The following is a 15,912-nucleotide window of genomic DNA, read 5'->3' on the forward strand; positions in this document are numbered from 1 at the left end:
GAGAGCACCGACAATATACAGTATCTGATAAGTAACCTAATCTGATGAGTAACCCCGTCGAACGAGCGGGGCATCGACAGTCAGTCCGGACCCGGTCGGACGACGACCGTGGAATCGGTCTCTCCCCGTTCAGCTGATATTCCGTCGACGTGTCGTCCCGCCGGAATCCGACGGCGTTCGGCGATCGACCGCCGACGACTGAATCTCTCCGAGGCAGTTCACGGTTCAGTCACTGCCGGAAGCGTCAACGAGAACGTCGTTCCCTCGTCGGACTCGGCGTCGACCCAGATCGCCCCGCCGTGGCGTTCGACGATCCGTCGACACAGCGCCAGCCCGATTCCAGTCCCCTCGTATTCTTCGTGGGTGTGGAGTCGATCGAAGACCGTGAACACGCGATCCTGCTCGTCGGGATCGATGCCGATCCCTTCGTCACGAACCGAAATCTCCCACGCTCCGCCACTCCGTTCGGCGGTGACAGCCACCCGTGGCGGACCGTCCGCGTAATACGTCAGCGCGTTATCGAGGAGGTTCTGGAAGACCTGCCGCAACTGACTCGCGTCACCTTCGACAACGGGTAGCTCGTCGCTCGTTACCTCGGCGTCGGTCTCGTCGATCTGTAACTGGAGATCGTCGATCACGTCCTCGAGCACGGCATCGAGATCGACCGGTTCGAGCGGATCGCCCCGCGTCTCGACGCGGGAGTATTCGAGCAGGCCGTCGATCATCTCGTGCATGCGTTCGGCACCGTCGACCGCGAACGCGAGGAACTCCTGCCCGTCCTCGTCGAAGGCGTCACCGTACCGGGTGTCGAGCAACTGGAGATAGCTCGTGACCATGCGGAGGGGCTCCTGGAGGTCGTGCGAGGCGGCGTAGGCGAACTGCTCGAGTCGTTCGTTCGACTTCTCGAGCTTCTCGACCGTCTCCTCGAGTTTTCGCTGTGACTCGCGCCGTTCGGTGATATCCGTGAGCGTGACGAGGGCGCGACTGACGTTCCCGTCCTCGTCCCGGACTGGCATCCCGTGTTCCATGATGATTCGCCGGTCGTCGTCAAACGTCTCGATCTCGTAGACGTTCGGCTCCGCGACTTCCTCGCCCTGCAGTACCTGCGCCATCGTCCAGTCCTCGGGCCCGACCGGATCGCCGCTCTCCGCCCACACTGCCGAATATTTCTCGTAGTCCGCGACCGACTCCGCGTCGAAGACGTCGCCGCCCCAGATCTCCTTTGCCGTCTCGTTCGCTCTGAGCAGCGATCCGTCCGCGTTCGCCACGACCGCACCGACGGGTAACACCTGAAAGAGCGTCTCGAGTTCCGTTCGCTGCCGTTCAACCTCGAGTTCGGCGCGCTTTCGGTCCGTGATGTCCGTGAGCGCGCCGGGGAACGTGACGGGATCGCCGTCCTCGTCGCTCTCGACGTGGCCGCGGGCGACGACCCACCGGAGTTCGTCGTCCGCGTTCCAGACGCGATACTCCGACTCGTACTCGCTGCAGGATTCGACGGCGGCCTCGATTTGCGCTTCGACGCGGTCGCGATCGTCCTCGTGGATCGCCGCAGTGTACCGCTCGAGCGGAACGCCCTCGCGAGCGTCCTCCGGGTCGAGACCGAACGTTTTGGCGAACGACGGCCCGACGGTCATCCGATTTTCGGGGATCCGCCACTCCCACGTCCCGACCGCACCGGCTTCGGTCGCGGCCTCGAGCTGTGTCTTCGCGTCGCGAAGGTACCGTTCGTGCTCTTTTCGTTCGGTGACATCTCGATCTGAGACGATGATCGACACGACGTCGCCCCCGTCGTTCGTGACGGGTCTGAAGACGCCGCTCACCGTGAATTGCTGCGCGTCCCGTCCGACGATATCGGTCTCGAACTCGACGTACTCGCCGGCCGCCGCCCGTTCGGTCCACTCTTTCACATCGGACTGCACGCCGTCTCCGTCCCCCCACCACGGCGTCTCCCAGAAGGGCTCGTCACTCACGTCCGCGAGGTCGGCGTCGATGTAGTCCATCGCCGTCCGGTTGATATCCAGCACTGTCCCGTCCGGGTCGAGCAGGCCAACGAGGATGTTCGGGTCGTCGAAAACCGCCTCGAACCGCCGCTCCGTCCGTTCGTTCTTGATGGCCATCGCGAGGATGTTCGCCACGCTCCGGACGAAATTCGCGTCGTGTTCCGCGAACTCCCGCCGTTCGGTCGGGTGGGCTGCCAGGACGCCCCACGGCTCCTCGCCCGAGCCGATACCGACGCTGATCCCGCTGACGATGCCGTGATCGGTGAGGAGGTCGGGATCGGAAAACCGCTCGTCGGTTCGCAGATCGTCGACGACGACCGGCCCGTCGGCGCGCAGCGCGCGGCCGGCCTGCGAGTCGGGAGTCGCCGACACCGTCGCGGTCCCGACGCAACGGTCGCGCCAGCCCACGCCCTGCCAAAGGACGCACTCGTCGGTCACCGGGAGCGACTGGAGCACCGCCGCGAACTCGGTCCCGAGCGTCTCGGCGATCGTCGCCGTCGCCTCGCGGAGCAAACTCGTGAGATCGTCGGTCTCGAGCGCGCGTTCTCCGAGTTCGGCGACGGCCTCCTGTTGACGGATACGGGCGCGTGTCGAGGGATCGCTCTCCGCTCGAGGAGATGAGGTCATTCGTCGTACATTCCGCGGGCTGGAGGATAAGGGCTTTCCCGGATGACCGACAGTGGATCCGTCGGCACTGCGGTCGAACGCTCGCGTCCTCGCGGAGGGGCGCGAGGGGAACGTTCCGAGAAGTCACAGTATGCTCGGCGGCCCGTCCGGCGTCCTCGAGCGTTCCTGACTATCCGCGAGCGCTCTGGGGACCGTGACGTCTTGAGGGCCCGTGACGTTCGAGCTATCAGTTCGATGCGGAACACTAATGCCCGACGGTGACCCATCATCTCGCGCATAGGTGGCATTTCGATGATAACAAACGTCCGAATTCGGGCGTCGCTGCTCTGGCGAATGGGCGTCGCCCTGGCCGTGCTGACGATCGTCTCGATACTCATCGCCGCGACGGCGATCGTCGTCGGGGGATCGCTCGCGTGGCTCGTGATCCTCGTCGTCTACGTGCTCGAGACGCTGCTCCTGCCGTTTTTCGGGGACTACTTCGATTGTTGCAGTGGACGCTCACGCATCCCCTTCGCGTCGCGATCGCGAGTGGAATTCCCCTGCTCCCGATCCTCTACTACTGGCCGGTCCGGGACGAAATCCGGGAGTTTCAGGCCGAACTCGGGAAAGCGGGCGCGCCGGCGTCCGAAACGCATCCCGAACTGGCGGCGGTGGTCCGTCGGCTCGCCCAGCAGGGAGCCGTTCCGGAGCCGGACATCTACGTTTCCGATCGCCGACGGCCGGAGTCGTACGCCATCGGCGGCCGCTCGAGCGGGACCGTCATCGTCACCACGGGGCTCATCAATCGGCTCTCGGCGACGGAGCGGGAAGCGGTGCTCGCACACGAGATAAGTCACCTCGTGAACGGCGACAGCCGCATCATGAACCTCGTGCTCGTTCCGATGCTGGTCGCCGAACACGTGGGGTCGGACGATCCGCCGTCTCGAAAACTGCTGGTCTCCCAGCCGCTCGCCTATCTCGCCCGGCTCGTCCTGTGGGCGCTCCTGACGGTCGTCACGACGGGACAGCGACTGTGCTGTCAGTTCGGGATCGCCGTCCTCTCGCGCGGTCGGGGGTTCGCGGCCGACCGGGGAGCCGCGGAGCTGACGGGCGCGCGGAGCGACCTCGCCAGCGCGCTCGAGACGCTCTCTGACGACCGCTCACGGCCCAGCGAGGACAAGCGCACCTGGGCGAAGTCGGCGAGCGCGCTGGATATTCTGCCACGCGAGGCGGCGATCGCGTCGCCGGGCCCGTTTCGGACACATCCGAGCACCGAGCAGCGAATCGAGCGCCTCGAGCAGTTGGTCGTCGAGCGGATGAGGGGTGCCGCCGGCCGCGAGTAGCGGTTCCGCGTTCCCGCGGTCGGCGACGGGCGGCCTGCCCGCCGAACAAGGGATGCAGCGCTGAGGGACGCTGAAACGACTACTTGGCAGTACTAGGGCCAGAGAGTTGCAGTTTTATCCGTGCGGTCCCATACCTATGTATGGCTTCGGCAGACGAGACTAACGAAACTGATCTGGGGGAGGTGGTCGACATTTTATTAGTCGAGCCGAATCACGGCGACGTGCGGCTCTTCGAGGAGAACTTCGAGGATGGGAAAATCGCGAACGCCGTTCACACGGTCTCCGACGGCGAGGCGGCGCTCGATTTCGTTCATCAACGCGGCGACTACGGGGATGTCCCGCAGCCGGATCTCATCCTGCTCGAGCCCCAGCTCCCCGGCAAGAGCGGGATGGAGGTCCTCGCGGAACTGAAGGATGAACCGGTACTGAACGAGATTCCCGTCGTCGTCCTCACGAGTTCGAAGATGGGCGAAGACATCGTGCGATCGCACGGCCTCGAGGCGGACGAGTACATCCGAAAACCGGTGGAAACCGACGAGTTCGTCGAGTTCGTCCAGTCGATCGAGGACTTCTGGTTCGCGATCATCAAAACCGACGGCGACGACTGATTCGGCGCTCTCCTTCGAAAGTCAGGCCGCAATCGCGATATCGGCCGGTTCGATTACTGCAGATATAGTAGCCACTGCACGTCATTGCACACCTGCTCGACCGACAGCTGTCCGATCAGTGTGTATCGTTTCAGTGGCGACTATAGCTTCTCCATCGATACGCCCCCGCACGCGCCGTGAGTCCGATTCGAGATGTCCCGGGAACCGATATTCCGGGAACGGGACCGGACTCGGACGGCTCGGTCGCGGCTATTGGCTCCAGTGAATGCTCGTTTCCGCACTCGCGTATCCGTTCGACCACTCGCCGAGCAACTCGAGATCGGCTGGGGCTGTCGAACTCGGGACATCGAATCGGAGAACGCCGGCTATCGTTTCCCCTGCGCCGATGGTCCCGTACGTGCCGTACTCCCCGCCCTCTATGGGATCGACGTAGCTCGCGCTGATACCCACGTCGAGGGACGCGGTATCGTACACCGATCCGTTGGCGGAGAGATCCAGGTCCGACGACCGAGGGGCGGACAACCGGTTGCGACTGGTGTTTTGCACTTCGAATTCGAAAAACACGAACGACCCGTCCGCCTGAACGGTCTCGGTGCCGTAGTACGAATCGGCCTCGAACGAATCCGTAACGATGGGGTCGCTGATCGTGATCTGTGGCAACCCGTCGACGGCTACCGTCTCACCGAACGCGGCCGTCAGGGGAGTCACTTCCACTGACTTCGAGACGCTGTATTCTCCGAGGGTGACGGTGAACGATCCCGTCATCAGCGGAGTGAATGCGTGTTGTGCGCTCGCGGTGTCTTCGGCGGGGACGGTGACCTCGAACGACTCGGTGTCGGTCGATCCGCCGGGACGTTCGGCTTCGAGGGCGGTTTCGACCGTGTATTCGGTGCCACCGGCGTTCTCCAGGACGACTTCGGCCGCGATTTCGTCACCGATGGCGACCGTCTCCGGGAGGTTCAACTCGAGGAATCCGACATCGGGCAGCTCCGCGGGGTCCAGCGAGAGGTCCCACGACGCTTCGTCCCTGGCTACCTCGTCTTCATCGGCTTCGGAGTCGCCGGCTCCCGCCCACGACAGCGTCGCGGACTCGGTCGCATCCGGGATCGAAAACGCGAGCCATCCGCCCGCGGAGACGTCCTGTCGAGCGTCGGTGGGAGCGTCGTACCCCTCGCCCGAAACGGGGGCCGCGAGACTCGAGGGGACGGCGCTGTCATACTGTTCGCCTCCGGTAACGAGTTTGAAATTCTCGGCGCGAGGGAGATCTTGCGTTTCCTCGCTCCTGTTCGCGACTTTGACGTTCGCGAGCACCCACATTTCGCCCTCGTTCGACTCATGGCGCTCGCCGTCGTCGGTCTCGAGTTCGAGCGCGAGTTCCACGTCGGCGAGCGTCAGTTCGACACCGCCGGTTTCGATCGTCAGCCCGACGTCGCCCTGTGACTCCGCGTCGTTCTCCCCGTTTCCGTCCGCGTCATCGGTGTCGGAACTCGAGGTGCACCCGGCCACGAGGGCCAGCGGAACGGTCGTCGTCGCCTGCAGGAGCGTTCGTCTGTTCATAGAACGACACTCTCCGGATTACGTTAATATCTACTGGCAGATCACCCGCCGGCGGTGGTGTTCGAGAGCATGATAGCGCGTCAGTTCGGGCCGATCGGCGGGTTCCGCCGGTCGGTCCTCGAGCGGACCCGGTGTCGTCTCCGGAGCGATACCGTCCCCGGAGCGGGCGTGGCGATCACGATATTCGCTCGCCGTCCTCGCCGACCGCGATCGCGCAGTCGTCACAGAGCCACCAGCCCACCAGCGGGTCGCGTTCGGGGAGCGCCGCGTCGCAGTTCGGACACCGCACGGACGGCTCGGCTCGAGTCCCGGTCATCCGTTCTCACCCGTCCCTCGAGCGCTCGAGTCGACCGCGTCGGAATCGGTCGCGCCGATCTCGCAGGCGACCGCGAGGCGTTCGGCGCGCTGGATGAGGAGGGCGCGCCCGTCGTCAGTGAGGGGGTACACGTACCGATGGGCCTCGAGTCGCCGCTTTTCGAGGAGGCCGTGGCCCACGAGCACGTGCAGGTTCGGATCGAGTCTGGTGCGGGTCACGTTGGGATACGCGCGCTCGAGTTCGTCGATGATCGCGGGTTCGCGAGCGGGGATGTGGGTTCGCTCGAGGCGGGTGACGGCCTCGAGACAGTCGCGCTGGAAGGCGGTGAGTTCGATCCACACGGTGCGGCCGTCGGGTGCTGGGTAGTTTTGGGGTGGTTCGGTCGCTCGAGCGGGGTGGTCGCGGTTTCGCGGATTTTTCTCGGGCATGGGCTTCGGAGGGTGGTTTCGGGAGGTTGTGGTGGACCCGGTGTCGGGCCGGATTTTCAATCTGGACTCAACGGATAGTGAGTCGCTGCGTTGCTCGTATTTGCTTACTCCCGCGTCTATCACAATAAAAACTTCTACGATATCGTAGAATTTCATCTACAGTATCGTCTAACCTCTCGAGCGTTTCGAACGATGTAAGAAGCCGGTCAGAAACGCGTAACTGATGAGGAAACCCGGTGATTGGATGCAGAATCCGACAGACGAGCGGATTCTGGAAGTGCTGAACACCGGGTTAGAGCTTGGTCCGACGACGATCGGGAGAAACATCGATCGTGATCGGACCGGCGTGAGCCGACGGCTCTCCGTGTTGGTTGAGTACGGTCTCGTGGCTCGAGTCGATGAGGGATACTACGTCATCACTGCTCTCGGAGAGCAGTATCTCGATGCGGAGCTTGATGCAGACGAGCTCGAGCCAGACAATAGCTGACTGCAGCGAGCGAACCACTTCGGGACAGCTGTCGAGAAACGGATGGCCGAGAAGTGGCGCTTCGATCTCTCGAGCGGGCCAGCTGGCATGATGCGAGAATCGGGAACGGTACGCCCGTCGAGATCAAATCGATGATGCACGAACATTTCGACGGCCAGCGCGGGGACATCGGTTCTGATTCGCATACTCGTACACACGACCACCGAAATCCTCGTTTTCTCGGCTCACTGGACAATCCATTTCGGCCCAGAATCAGTGGAACGTGTCGGTCATCCAGAGGAGAACGAAATCTCAAACGACCGAGCAACTCGAGATATGCACACGAAAATTAACGTCTCGTGTGCATATTCAGGGAACGGGTTTTGTCGACGTGCAACTCTAGAGGGTTGCATTGAAGCTTGGCTTCTCAGCGTTCTATTCAGAGAGAACTTTTGTGGGCATTACGGTAACTACAGAAACGGCACTGAATGCGTTAGCCAATTCTATTTCAAAAGAGCCGGTTCGAAACCGGCTGCAGATACTCCTATTCCTCAGCGGGTTGGAGGAGCGGTTGTTTGTTTTCGTCAGCGATCTCGCTCCATGCGACTGTCTCTGCGTCGACGATAGCCTCGGCCTCGAGCGCAGAGTCACCGAGTACAGTGCCGGCCGTATACTCCGGTGGTCGGGACTGTTCGTTACCAGGTGCGTCACCGACCGGATTTGCACCGGGACCGCTCGCCGATCCGACGACGATTCGACCGACCATGCCAAATAGCTCGTGAGGTGCGCACATGATATCATGCACGCCCTCCTGTTCGAACGTATAGTACCATGCGTCACCAGCTGATAGGATCGGTGACGAGTAGGCAGGTGTTTCGTCAGGTACTCGCTGGTTGTAACCGAATGCAGGGTGATAGGCGTTCACGTTGTGGTGTGGCGTCGTCATGTTGAACTTGACCGTATCACCAGTCTCGACATACAGGCCCGTCGGTTCGAAATAGAACTCCGGTATCGGAATATTCTCTCGCTCTTGAATGAGAAGTTCCACAGTGTGGTCGGCATCGATCGATGCTGATTCGTCGGCGGTTACAGTTCTTCCAAAGCGAGTGTCAATAGTCATTGCTGAATCTTCCCCATTTCCGTTACCGTTGCCATTCCCCTCTTCATCGTCGCCATTTCCTCCCGACCCGGCACAGCCAGCTGTTGCCGCCAAGCCGCCGACGCCGAGTGCAGCAAGGAATCGGCGACGATTCGCATTATGTGTCGATTGTAGGTCGCTTCCCCCAGTTCCGTCTGCCAATGGTTGTTCATCCACCACAGTTGTGTCTGATACTATCGCCCCAAAAATGATTTTCCAAACGAATCTACTAGCTCATTATATATTCAAATCAGGTCTGGCTAAAGTAGTCGACTAGGTAGTATAAAAAAACCAACTCTACTACATATACACCTATTGTCAGCGATTGACTTGGGAGCAACCTCTGTTTCATGTGCTTCAACTGGAGGTCTACTATGCGGAGGTGGGATGGGAGCGTTGTAATTTTTTGGCGCAGTCCCCTTGGGGACACCCGCCAAGGGGGCTTTCGCGCGAAGCGCGAACCGACCCCGCAGGCGTTGCGGTGCGATCGCGGTGCCGACCCCGCCCTCGAGCCGGTGGCTCCAACCAGATTTGTCTAAGCAGGGCTGTTATTCAAGAATACTTGTTAAAACAACGAAAACAAGAGCGTTGACACTATGGAGGCCGGTTCAGCGATCGGCGACAGCGCCAACGAACCCGGTTTCAGTGCCACCGGCCGGAGTCTTCCAGGTGAACTCGACGCCACGGAGTACGGTCGGATCGTTCCCCGATCGCGACCACTTCTCGAGGGCCTCCCTCGCGAGCGTCTGGCCGGTCTCGAACTGGTCTGCCTTCAGCCGAGAGAGAATTCGATCCGCATCCCTCGAGGCTCGTCTTGGTCGTCGACCTCGAGAATAGCAGCCGATAGTACCGTGAGTTCGGCAGTTGGAGCACTCGCGAACCTCGAGACGAGTACGGGCAGCGTCGGTATCACGCTACTGGGTCTGACGGGAGGTTACTCGTACAGAACCGCTTTCGCAGCGTCTGCACCATCTACATCTGGGTGATTTGACCACTCGGTCATCTTTTCGGCACAACAGTCTAGACAAAACAGATGATACGTATTCGGGTTTTGCCAGTTTTCGCGCTCCAACCAGTATCCCTCAGTTTCATCGCCGTCGATACGTGTCTCACACTCGAGGCATGCCTTCGGCTTGCAAGGCGGGTTCGGCTCGGGCCAATAACACCTCATTGTACCGTCTATACAGATGACAGCCTAATAATTGTATTCTAACAACATCTAAATTACCAGTTATGATTAGAACTGGTGGTGGATTCTCAGAAAAAGACACCTGATCAATACGCCCATGTACCGACCGAAGCGGGTGTTTCAGTTTCCCACGCCGGTCGGAATATAGTTCCAACTGAAACGGTTCACACATCGATCGCACAGCCGTCGTGCGATCGAGTGTGCAGTGACTTTCAGTGGCTACTATACCGAACTCGGATCTCCGACTACCGAGAGACTGCACACGAGTTCGGTATCAGAAGAACGCACAGTCGAATCAAAGAGAGATTTGAACCACGGTCGCAGCGAAGCTGCTCCCTGATTCAAATCCCTCCTCTTGCATACCTGCCGCTCGCGAGTTTGCGAGCGGCGAGGAATGGGGTCGGAGGGATTTGAACCCCAATATCTCTGACACTTCACTGCGCTCCGTGTCAGCTTCGCACCGCAAGAACTGATACGAATGGTGCGCCCCGCAACGGAACTCGGCAATGGTCATCTATCGGGCAAACAACCATGACCGAAATCAGTCTCAAACCAGAAGAAGCAGTGGACGACTTTCTCAAAGAGAAGAAAGCAGAGGTCGCAACATCATCGTGGCGAAACTACAAGTATCCGCTCGGCTACCTTGTTGAGTTCTGTGACGAACAGGACATCACCCACATCGGGGACATCACAGGATACGACCTGAAGAAATTCAAGACTCAACGGCGTAGCGATGGCATCAACAACGTCACGCTCTACAACAATCTCTCTGTCATCCGAGTTTTCCTTCAATGGTGTGAGGAAGCTGAACTCCTCAAGCAGGACTTCCATAAGCTCGTTCAACTACCGCCGATTGACGACGGCCAGATCGTGAGTGACGATAAGCTCGAACTTGATGAGGTCGAGCATATCCTCGACTACCTCTACAAGTTCGAGTACGCGACTCGGCGTCACGCAGTCTTCCAATTGATGTGGCACACCTGTATTCGGATGGGGACTGTGATAGCACTGGATCTGGGTGATTATCTCCCGAAAAAGCAGCAACTCCGCGTTCGCCACCGACCTGAGTCAGACACGCCATTAAAGAACAAGTCTGACGCAGAGCGGAAGGTGAACCTTGGTGACGATGTGTGCGAAGTGCTGGACGACTATATCGACGTTCATCGCGTCGAGCTGACTGACGATCACGGTAGAAAGCCGCTGTTCACGACACCGACGCGCCGACTCTACGACACTATCCTCCGCAAGGATATGTACGCGATAACCCGGCCCTGCTTCGTGGGTCAAGAGTGTCCCCACGACCGCGACCTCGCCGAGTGCGAAGCCACCAATAAGAAGCAGGCGTCCAAGTGTCCGTCCTCGATAAGCCCGCATCCACTCCGCCGATCAGCAATTACGTATCATCTGAACCGGAACGCTCCGAAGGAGAAGGTGAGTGAACGAGCCGATGTCAGCGTGAGCGTTCTCGAAAAACACTACGACGCTCGGACTGAAGACGAACGAGCAGCAAGCCGAAAACAAATTCTCGACAAGCTATGAGCCGATAGAGGCTGAAATGCCATAATCGACCGGAATCCAACTTCCCAATATGGGCCACCGATAAGGCCGGTGGCGACAAACTACGACTACTACGTATAGGTTACATAAATATCGGAGTATCTTTCGATCCCTATGGGATTTGTCAAAAGAGGATTGGATCCAGATGTTATAGACTTATGGATTTTGAATCAAATTTACCATTATGATCTCCACTGAAATCACGGTAGGTGATAAGACTGTCATCGATAGCGGATTTGTTACTGCATTTCAAGATGAGCAGGTCAAAATCAAACTCTCCCCTGAGGACTTACAAACATTTCACGATGAGGAAGGAATTGATGATGAATCTCTTACGTTCGTTTTTGAATTTATCGAAAGCAAAGAAAAAGAGGTGGGTATCGAGGTAGAACCTATAGATGATAACGCTGTCAGATACGAAATAATCAATCACCACAATGGAGGCATGAGGATGGGCGGCGTTTCTCCTCGAATGGGCCCCACTGAACCCGTAGAAGTAGGTGAAATGGTTGGCAGGAGGTTGATATTGAACTACCAAGTATCTACCAGAGAAGCGGGAGAAGGAGACACTCAAGCAATCGACTTCTTTTATTCCTTCTATCTGGGGGGTGAGGTCAGTGAGTGATGATAGTATCGAATCCAGTATCCGACAAGATATCGGTAAGGATAGCGTTGAATCCCGTATCCGACAAGAGGTCGGTAATGATGTAGATATACATGATACTAAAGATCCGGATGAAATATATGTCACGAACCCGTCGAAAATGAAACTGGTGTTACAAGATTTTGAGAAAGCAATTCAGGCAAAAAGTAGAATAATAAATCCAATTGTTTTGGGTGTAACCACGCTATCCGTCTTATTCGTGTCTGATTTCAACTCTATGTTTGGGCTATCTCCAGAAGTATGGGAGTCATTTTTTGTGATCACCACTTTTGGGTGTATAATATGGATATTGATCTCTGCCTATAGAATTTATAAATATCGGGGAAAAACCGATCCGGAGTACGTGGTCGAGGAGTTGAAATCATCAGAATAACGCCCAGATTGTATCTACTTATCTGATATATGTGGTTGATACAACATCTCTGGCTGATTAGTGACCTGTATTTAGCATGGAAAACGAACTTTCCTCAAATATGACAGAAAGTTCGCTGGGCAGTAAGTAAACCTATTGAGTGGATGTTTCATCATCAAGTTTCACCTCGATAAGGGCGGGCCACAACCACAGTTGGAAGTTAGCATTTACGTCGGCTGCCCCACCGTCAGTAGTTCTTTAAAGAGGCATATCATATATCTCATCGCCTGATAGCGACGACCATCGTCCGATGGTCGGTTGAGTTTAAAACCGAAAACTCAGAGTTATGTAAAAGAAACCCGGCGCTGTACGGGGATTATTGGCCGTAAGTTGAAGGAGTGGGGTCGGAGGGATTTGAACCCCCGATCTACTGATATCTCCGGTGCGCCTCGGAACTCCAGAGGGTCATCACACGGACACTGATCAGGTGTCCGATCAGTATATCAGTCTGGAGTGTCGTCCCGGGCGCGGTGCCTCTGGAGTCAGCCGCCATGCCTGGCTTGGCCACGACCCCTCGAGTCTTCGTTGGGCGATCCACCCTAAAGTGGTTTCGATTCGGTACTGAAACCGCACTACAGCCACGGGGCCCGTCCCGCGGTGTCCGTCCCGTCGTCGCCCGGATACGCGTTCGACTCCTCTTCCTCGCTTTCGGCGGCCGGCGGCTCGCTCGAGTCCTCGACGTCCCCGCCGTCGGCCACCGCGCCCATCTGCGCGGCCGCCGACCCCGCGTCGGTACCCGAACTCGAGTCCGCGTCGGAGCCGCCCCACGGACTGTCGACGGCGAACAGGGCGGCGACGAGCAGCGCGGCCAGCGGGGCCTGTCCGAAGGCCATCCCGAGCAGGGATAGCGGCAGCAATCCGAGCGCGACCGCGCTCCCGAAGCGGAACCGGTCGATGTCCATGTACTCCCGCAGGTACGGTCCGGTGAGGGCGATGGTCAGCGCGAACGCCACGCCGACGGCCGCCGCCAGCGTCGCGTGGACGACGAGGACGGGATCGGTCATCACGACGAACGTCGCCCCCGAGGGATCGATACTCGCGACCAGTCCCAGCCCGATGACGACGACGGGGTTGGGGAGGTAGTCGCCGATGGTCGCGCTGGCGGTCTTGGCCGCGATAGCGGCGATCACCAGCGCCGCGAACCGCTCGAAGATGACGATATCGAGCACGCTCTCGATCGCCGGCGCGAGTGCGGCCTGGACCGCCGCGAGCAGTATCAGCGGGATCCCGACGAGCAAGACGACGGTCGCTTGCTCTCGAGGCGTGCCGTTCATCTCCGCCAGGATCACGGCGACGGTGGCGCTCCCGCCGAAGATCAACAGACCGACCTGCAACGCGCCCAGCGGCTCGTCGAGCGCGCCGGCCAGGATCAACGCGGGGAAGACGCCGTCGACTAACGGCAGCATCATCACCAGCGCAAGGAGCCTCGCGTCACCCCCGACGATGCGCTCCATCTGGAGCGCGACCGGGTGTTGTGACGTACTCATCGGTCAGGGCCGATGGCCATGACCCGAGGCCTGTGGGCGATATGACGGGCGATCCCGTACCGACCGGTCCGCACACCAGTCGATCGCATTGGAAGTAGGGCCTCGTGCTGTGAGTTTCTGTGTACCATTCCCGAAGGCGAAGGCGGCGACGAAGTCGGAACTCGTCCGGCCATCGGTTCGGGCGGCGGCTGCACTCACAGCGTACATACCCGAACGCACGAGCGGACTGTCAATAAACGTTGTGTGGGACTGCATTTCACGATTTGGCAGTGTTTCAACAGTAGCAGCCAGATCCGTACGGAAACGCACAGATCTGGCTTGGATGTCGGCACTCGTCGCTGGAATCGCCGCGATTTGTGACACCGACTATGATTCTCGCACCGCCGAAACGTTTGGACGAGACCCCGACGACTCGAGGACGAGCGCAGACGGCTCGAGCGGAGAGCGAGCGGAGCCTGACGACGTCTGACCGGCCGGCCGATTCGCCCACTGAGGCCTCCGTCAACCGTTCGCACCCGGATATATCTCGCAACCCTTTTTGCTCGGGGGTTCGGACGGTTTACATGGCGAACGACGTTCCAGAGCAAGAGCCCTATTCTTCGAAACTGCAGGTACCGGAAGCGCTAACGTTCGACGACGTCCTTCTCCGTCCGAAGGAGAGCCGCGTCGAACCCGACGACGCCGACCTCACGTCGAACGTCTCGAAAAACGTCGAGGTCTCCGTTCCCATCCTCTCGGCGGCGATGGACACCGTCACCGAGAGCGGCATGGCGATCGCGATGGCCCGCCACGGCGGCCTCGGCGTCCTCCACCGCAACATGAACATCGACGAGATGGTCGAGGAAATCGGGCGCGTCAAGAGCGCCGACGAACTCATCATCCCCCTCGACTCGGTGGTGACCGCCGATCCCGAGATGTCCGTGCGCGAGGTCGACGAGCGAATGGCCCGTCAGGGCGTCGGCGGCGCGCCCGTCGTCAACACCAACGGCGAAGTCCTGGGGATCATCTCGAGTACGGACATCCGGCCCCACCTCGAGGTCAACGAGGACGACCCGGTCACCGAGGCGATGACCGACGAGGTCATCACGGCCCCCGAGGACATCGACTCCCGCGATGCCTTCGAGATGATGTACGATCACAAGATCGAGCGCGTCCCGGTCGTCGACGACGAGAATCTCCTCGTCGGTCTCGTGACGATGCAGGGCATCCTCCAGCGCCGCGAGTACAAGGAGGCCGTCCGCGACGAGGACGGTCGCCTCCGCTGTGGCGTCGCCGTTAGCCCGTTCGAGCACGACCGTGCGACGGCCGCCGACGAGGCCGATGCCGATGTCCTCTTCATCGACACCGCGCACGCGCACAACCTGAACGTCGTCGAGGGCGCTCGAGACATCAAGGAGTCCGTCGACGCGGACGTCGTCGTCGGCAACATCGGCACCCGCGAGGCGGCCGAGGATCTCGTCGACTTCGCGGACGGCCTCAAGGTCGGTATCGGCCCGGGGTCGATCTGTACCACCCGCATCGTCTCGGGGTCGGGGATGCCACAGATCACGGCCGTCGCACAGGTCGCGGACGTCGCGAGCGAACACGACGTGCCGGTGATCGCCGACGGCGGCATCCGGTACTCCGGCGACGCGATCAAGGCGGTCGCCGCCGGCGCAGACGCGGTCATGCTCGGCTCCTACTTCGCCGGCACGGAGGAAGCACCCGGTCGCGTCGTCACGATGAACGGCAAGAAGTACAAGCAGTACCGCGGCATGGGATCGGTCGGTGCGATGAAGTCCGGCGACAGCGACCGATACCTCAAGGACGAACCCGACGAGGACGACGAGTACGTTCCGGAGGGCGTCGAGGCCGCGACGCCGTACAAGGGCACGCTCAAGTCCGAACTCCACCAGCTCGCCGGCGGCATGCAGTCGGGCATGGGCTACGTCGGCGCGGAAACCGTCCCCGCATTCAAGGAGCGCTCGGAGTTCGTCCGCGTCTCCGCGGCCGGCCAGGCCGAGAGCCACGCCCACGACGTCGTCATCACCGACGAAGCGCCGAACTACTCCCCCGACAGCAAGTAACGGACGCGGTCCGTTTCGACCGGCCGCGACCGCCGTCACCGTGACGCGGTCGCGGTCGGTGCTCGAGGCCCCGTC

Annotated in this window: 13 protein-coding genes and 1 tRNA gene; 7 read left to right on the forward strand and 7 right to left on the reverse strand. The window is 60.0% G+C overall.

The features are described from left to right. Nucleotides 1-218: 218 nt before the first annotated feature. Entirely contained in the window at nt 219-2,627 is a 2,409-nt protein-coding gene (locus ACEWFR_RS01295; RefSeq protein ID WP_374059346.1) for an ATP-binding protein, read from the reverse strand. Nucleotides 2,628-3,112: 485 nt separating this feature from the next. Between ACEWFR_RS01295 and ACEWFR_RS01300 the strand changes: the two genes are divergently transcribed. Both ACEWFR_RS01300 and ACEWFR_RS01305 read left to right on the forward strand, forming a co-directional pair. After that, nucleotides 3,113-3,949, forward strand: a complete 837-nt coding sequence (locus ACEWFR_RS01300; RefSeq protein WP_374059347.1) for a M48 family metallopeptidase — start codon at nt 3,113-3,115, stop codon at nt 3,947-3,949. A gap of 140 nt (nt 3,950-4,089) precedes the next feature. Next, complete coding sequence (locus tag ACEWFR_RS01305; protein ID WP_374059348.1) at nt 4,090-4,557, forward strand: response regulator; 468 nt, start codon at nt 4,090-4,092, stop codon at nt 4,555-4,557. 249 nt (nt 4,558-4,806) lie between these two features. Here ACEWFR_RS01305 and ACEWFR_RS01310 read toward each other — a convergent pair whose 3' ends face one another. The 3 genes from ACEWFR_RS01310 to ACEWFR_RS01320 all read right to left on the reverse strand — a co-directional run bounded on the left by ACEWFR_RS01310 (nt 4,807) and on the right by ACEWFR_RS01320 (nt 6,858). Then, nucleotides 4,807-6,114 carry a DUF4352 domain-containing protein gene (locus ACEWFR_RS01310; RefSeq protein WP_374059349.1) on the reverse strand — a complete coding sequence of 436 codons (1,308 nt, stop codon included), beginning with the start codon at nt 6,112-6,114 and terminating at the stop codon, nt 4,807-4,809. A 175-nt stretch (nt 6,115-6,289) separates the two neighbouring features. After that, nucleotides 6,290-6,430, reverse strand: coding sequence for a hypothetical protein (locus ACEWFR_RS01315; RefSeq protein ID WP_374059350.1), 141 nt, complete (start codon nt 6,428-6,430; stop codon nt 6,290-6,292). Then, the gene (locus ACEWFR_RS01320) at nt 6,427-6,858 is read right to left on the reverse strand and encodes a PadR family transcriptional regulator (RefSeq protein ID WP_374059351.1); all 432 of its coding nucleotides are present in this window, start codon (nt 6,856-6,858) and stop codon (nt 6,427-6,429) included. Before ACEWFR_RS01320 ends, ACEWFR_RS01315 begins: the two co-directional genes overlap by 4 nt. Nucleotides 6,859-7,081: 223 nt before the next feature. Here ACEWFR_RS01320 and ACEWFR_RS01325 point away from each other — a divergent pair, with 223 nt between their 5' ends. Continuing rightward, nucleotides 7,082-7,345, forward strand: coding sequence for an ArsR family transcriptional regulator (locus tag ACEWFR_RS01325; protein ID WP_374059352.1), 264 nt, complete (start codon nt 7,082-7,084; stop codon nt 7,343-7,345). A 523-nt stretch (nt 7,346-7,868) separates the two neighbouring features. Here ACEWFR_RS01325 and ACEWFR_RS01330 read toward each other — a convergent pair. After that, complete coding sequence (locus tag ACEWFR_RS01330) at nt 7,869-8,642, reverse strand: plastocyanin/azurin family copper-binding protein (RefSeq protein ID WP_374059353.1); 774 nt, start codon at nt 8,640-8,642, stop codon at nt 7,869-7,871. 1,540 nt (nt 8,643-10,182) lie between these two features. On the opposite strand from ACEWFR_RS01330, the gene ACEWFR_RS01335 reads away from it, so the two are divergent. The 3 genes from ACEWFR_RS01335 to ACEWFR_RS01345 all read left to right on the forward strand — a co-directional run bounded on the left by ACEWFR_RS01335 (nt 10,183) and on the right by ACEWFR_RS01345 (nt 12,245). Beyond that, entirely contained in the window at nt 10,183-11,190 is a 1,008-nt protein-coding gene (locus ACEWFR_RS01335; RefSeq protein ID WP_374059354.1) for a tyrosine-type recombinase/integrase, read from the forward strand. Nucleotides 11,191-11,392: 202 nt separating this feature from the next. Next, nucleotides 11,393-11,833 carry a DUF6864 domain-containing function gene (locus ACEWFR_RS01340; protein WP_374059355.1) on the forward strand — a complete coding sequence of 147 codons (441 nt, stop codon included), beginning with the start codon at nt 11,393-11,395 and terminating at the stop codon, nt 11,831-11,833. Continuing rightward, on the forward strand, nt 11,826-12,245 hold the full coding sequence (locus tag ACEWFR_RS01345; RefSeq protein ID WP_374059356.1) for a hypothetical protein: 420 nt from the start codon (nt 11,826-11,828) through the stop codon (nt 12,243-12,245). Before ACEWFR_RS01340 ends, ACEWFR_RS01345 begins: the two co-directional genes overlap by 8 nt. A 378-nt stretch (nt 12,246-12,623) precedes the next feature. Here ACEWFR_RS01345 and ACEWFR_RS01350 read toward each other — a convergent pair. Both ACEWFR_RS01350 and ACEWFR_RS01355 read right to left on the reverse strand, forming a co-directional pair. After that, nucleotides 12,624-12,798, reverse strand: a tRNA-Trp gene (locus ACEWFR_RS01350). 58 nt (nt 12,799-12,856) lie between these two features. Further along, the gene (locus tag ACEWFR_RS01355; RefSeq protein WP_374059357.1) at nt 12,857-13,771 is read right to left on the reverse strand and encodes a DUF5794 domain-containing protein; all 915 of its coding nucleotides are present in this window, start codon (nt 13,769-13,771) and stop codon (nt 12,857-12,859) included. A gap of 563 nt (nt 13,772-14,334) precedes the next feature. Here ACEWFR_RS01355 and guaB point away from each other — a divergent pair. After that, nucleotides 14,335-15,837: an IMP dehydrogenase gene (guaB, locus tag ACEWFR_RS01360; protein ID WP_374059358.1), complete on the forward strand. Its 1,503-nt coding sequence runs from the start codon at nt 14,335-14,337 to the stop codon at nt 15,835-15,837. Nucleotides 15,838-15,912: the final 75 nt, after the last annotated feature.

The sequence above is a fragment of the Natrinema sp. H-ect4 genome (assembly GCF_041894845.1).
Classification (GTDB): domain Archaea; phylum Halobacteriota; class Halobacteria; order Halobacteriales; family Natrialbaceae; genus Natrinema.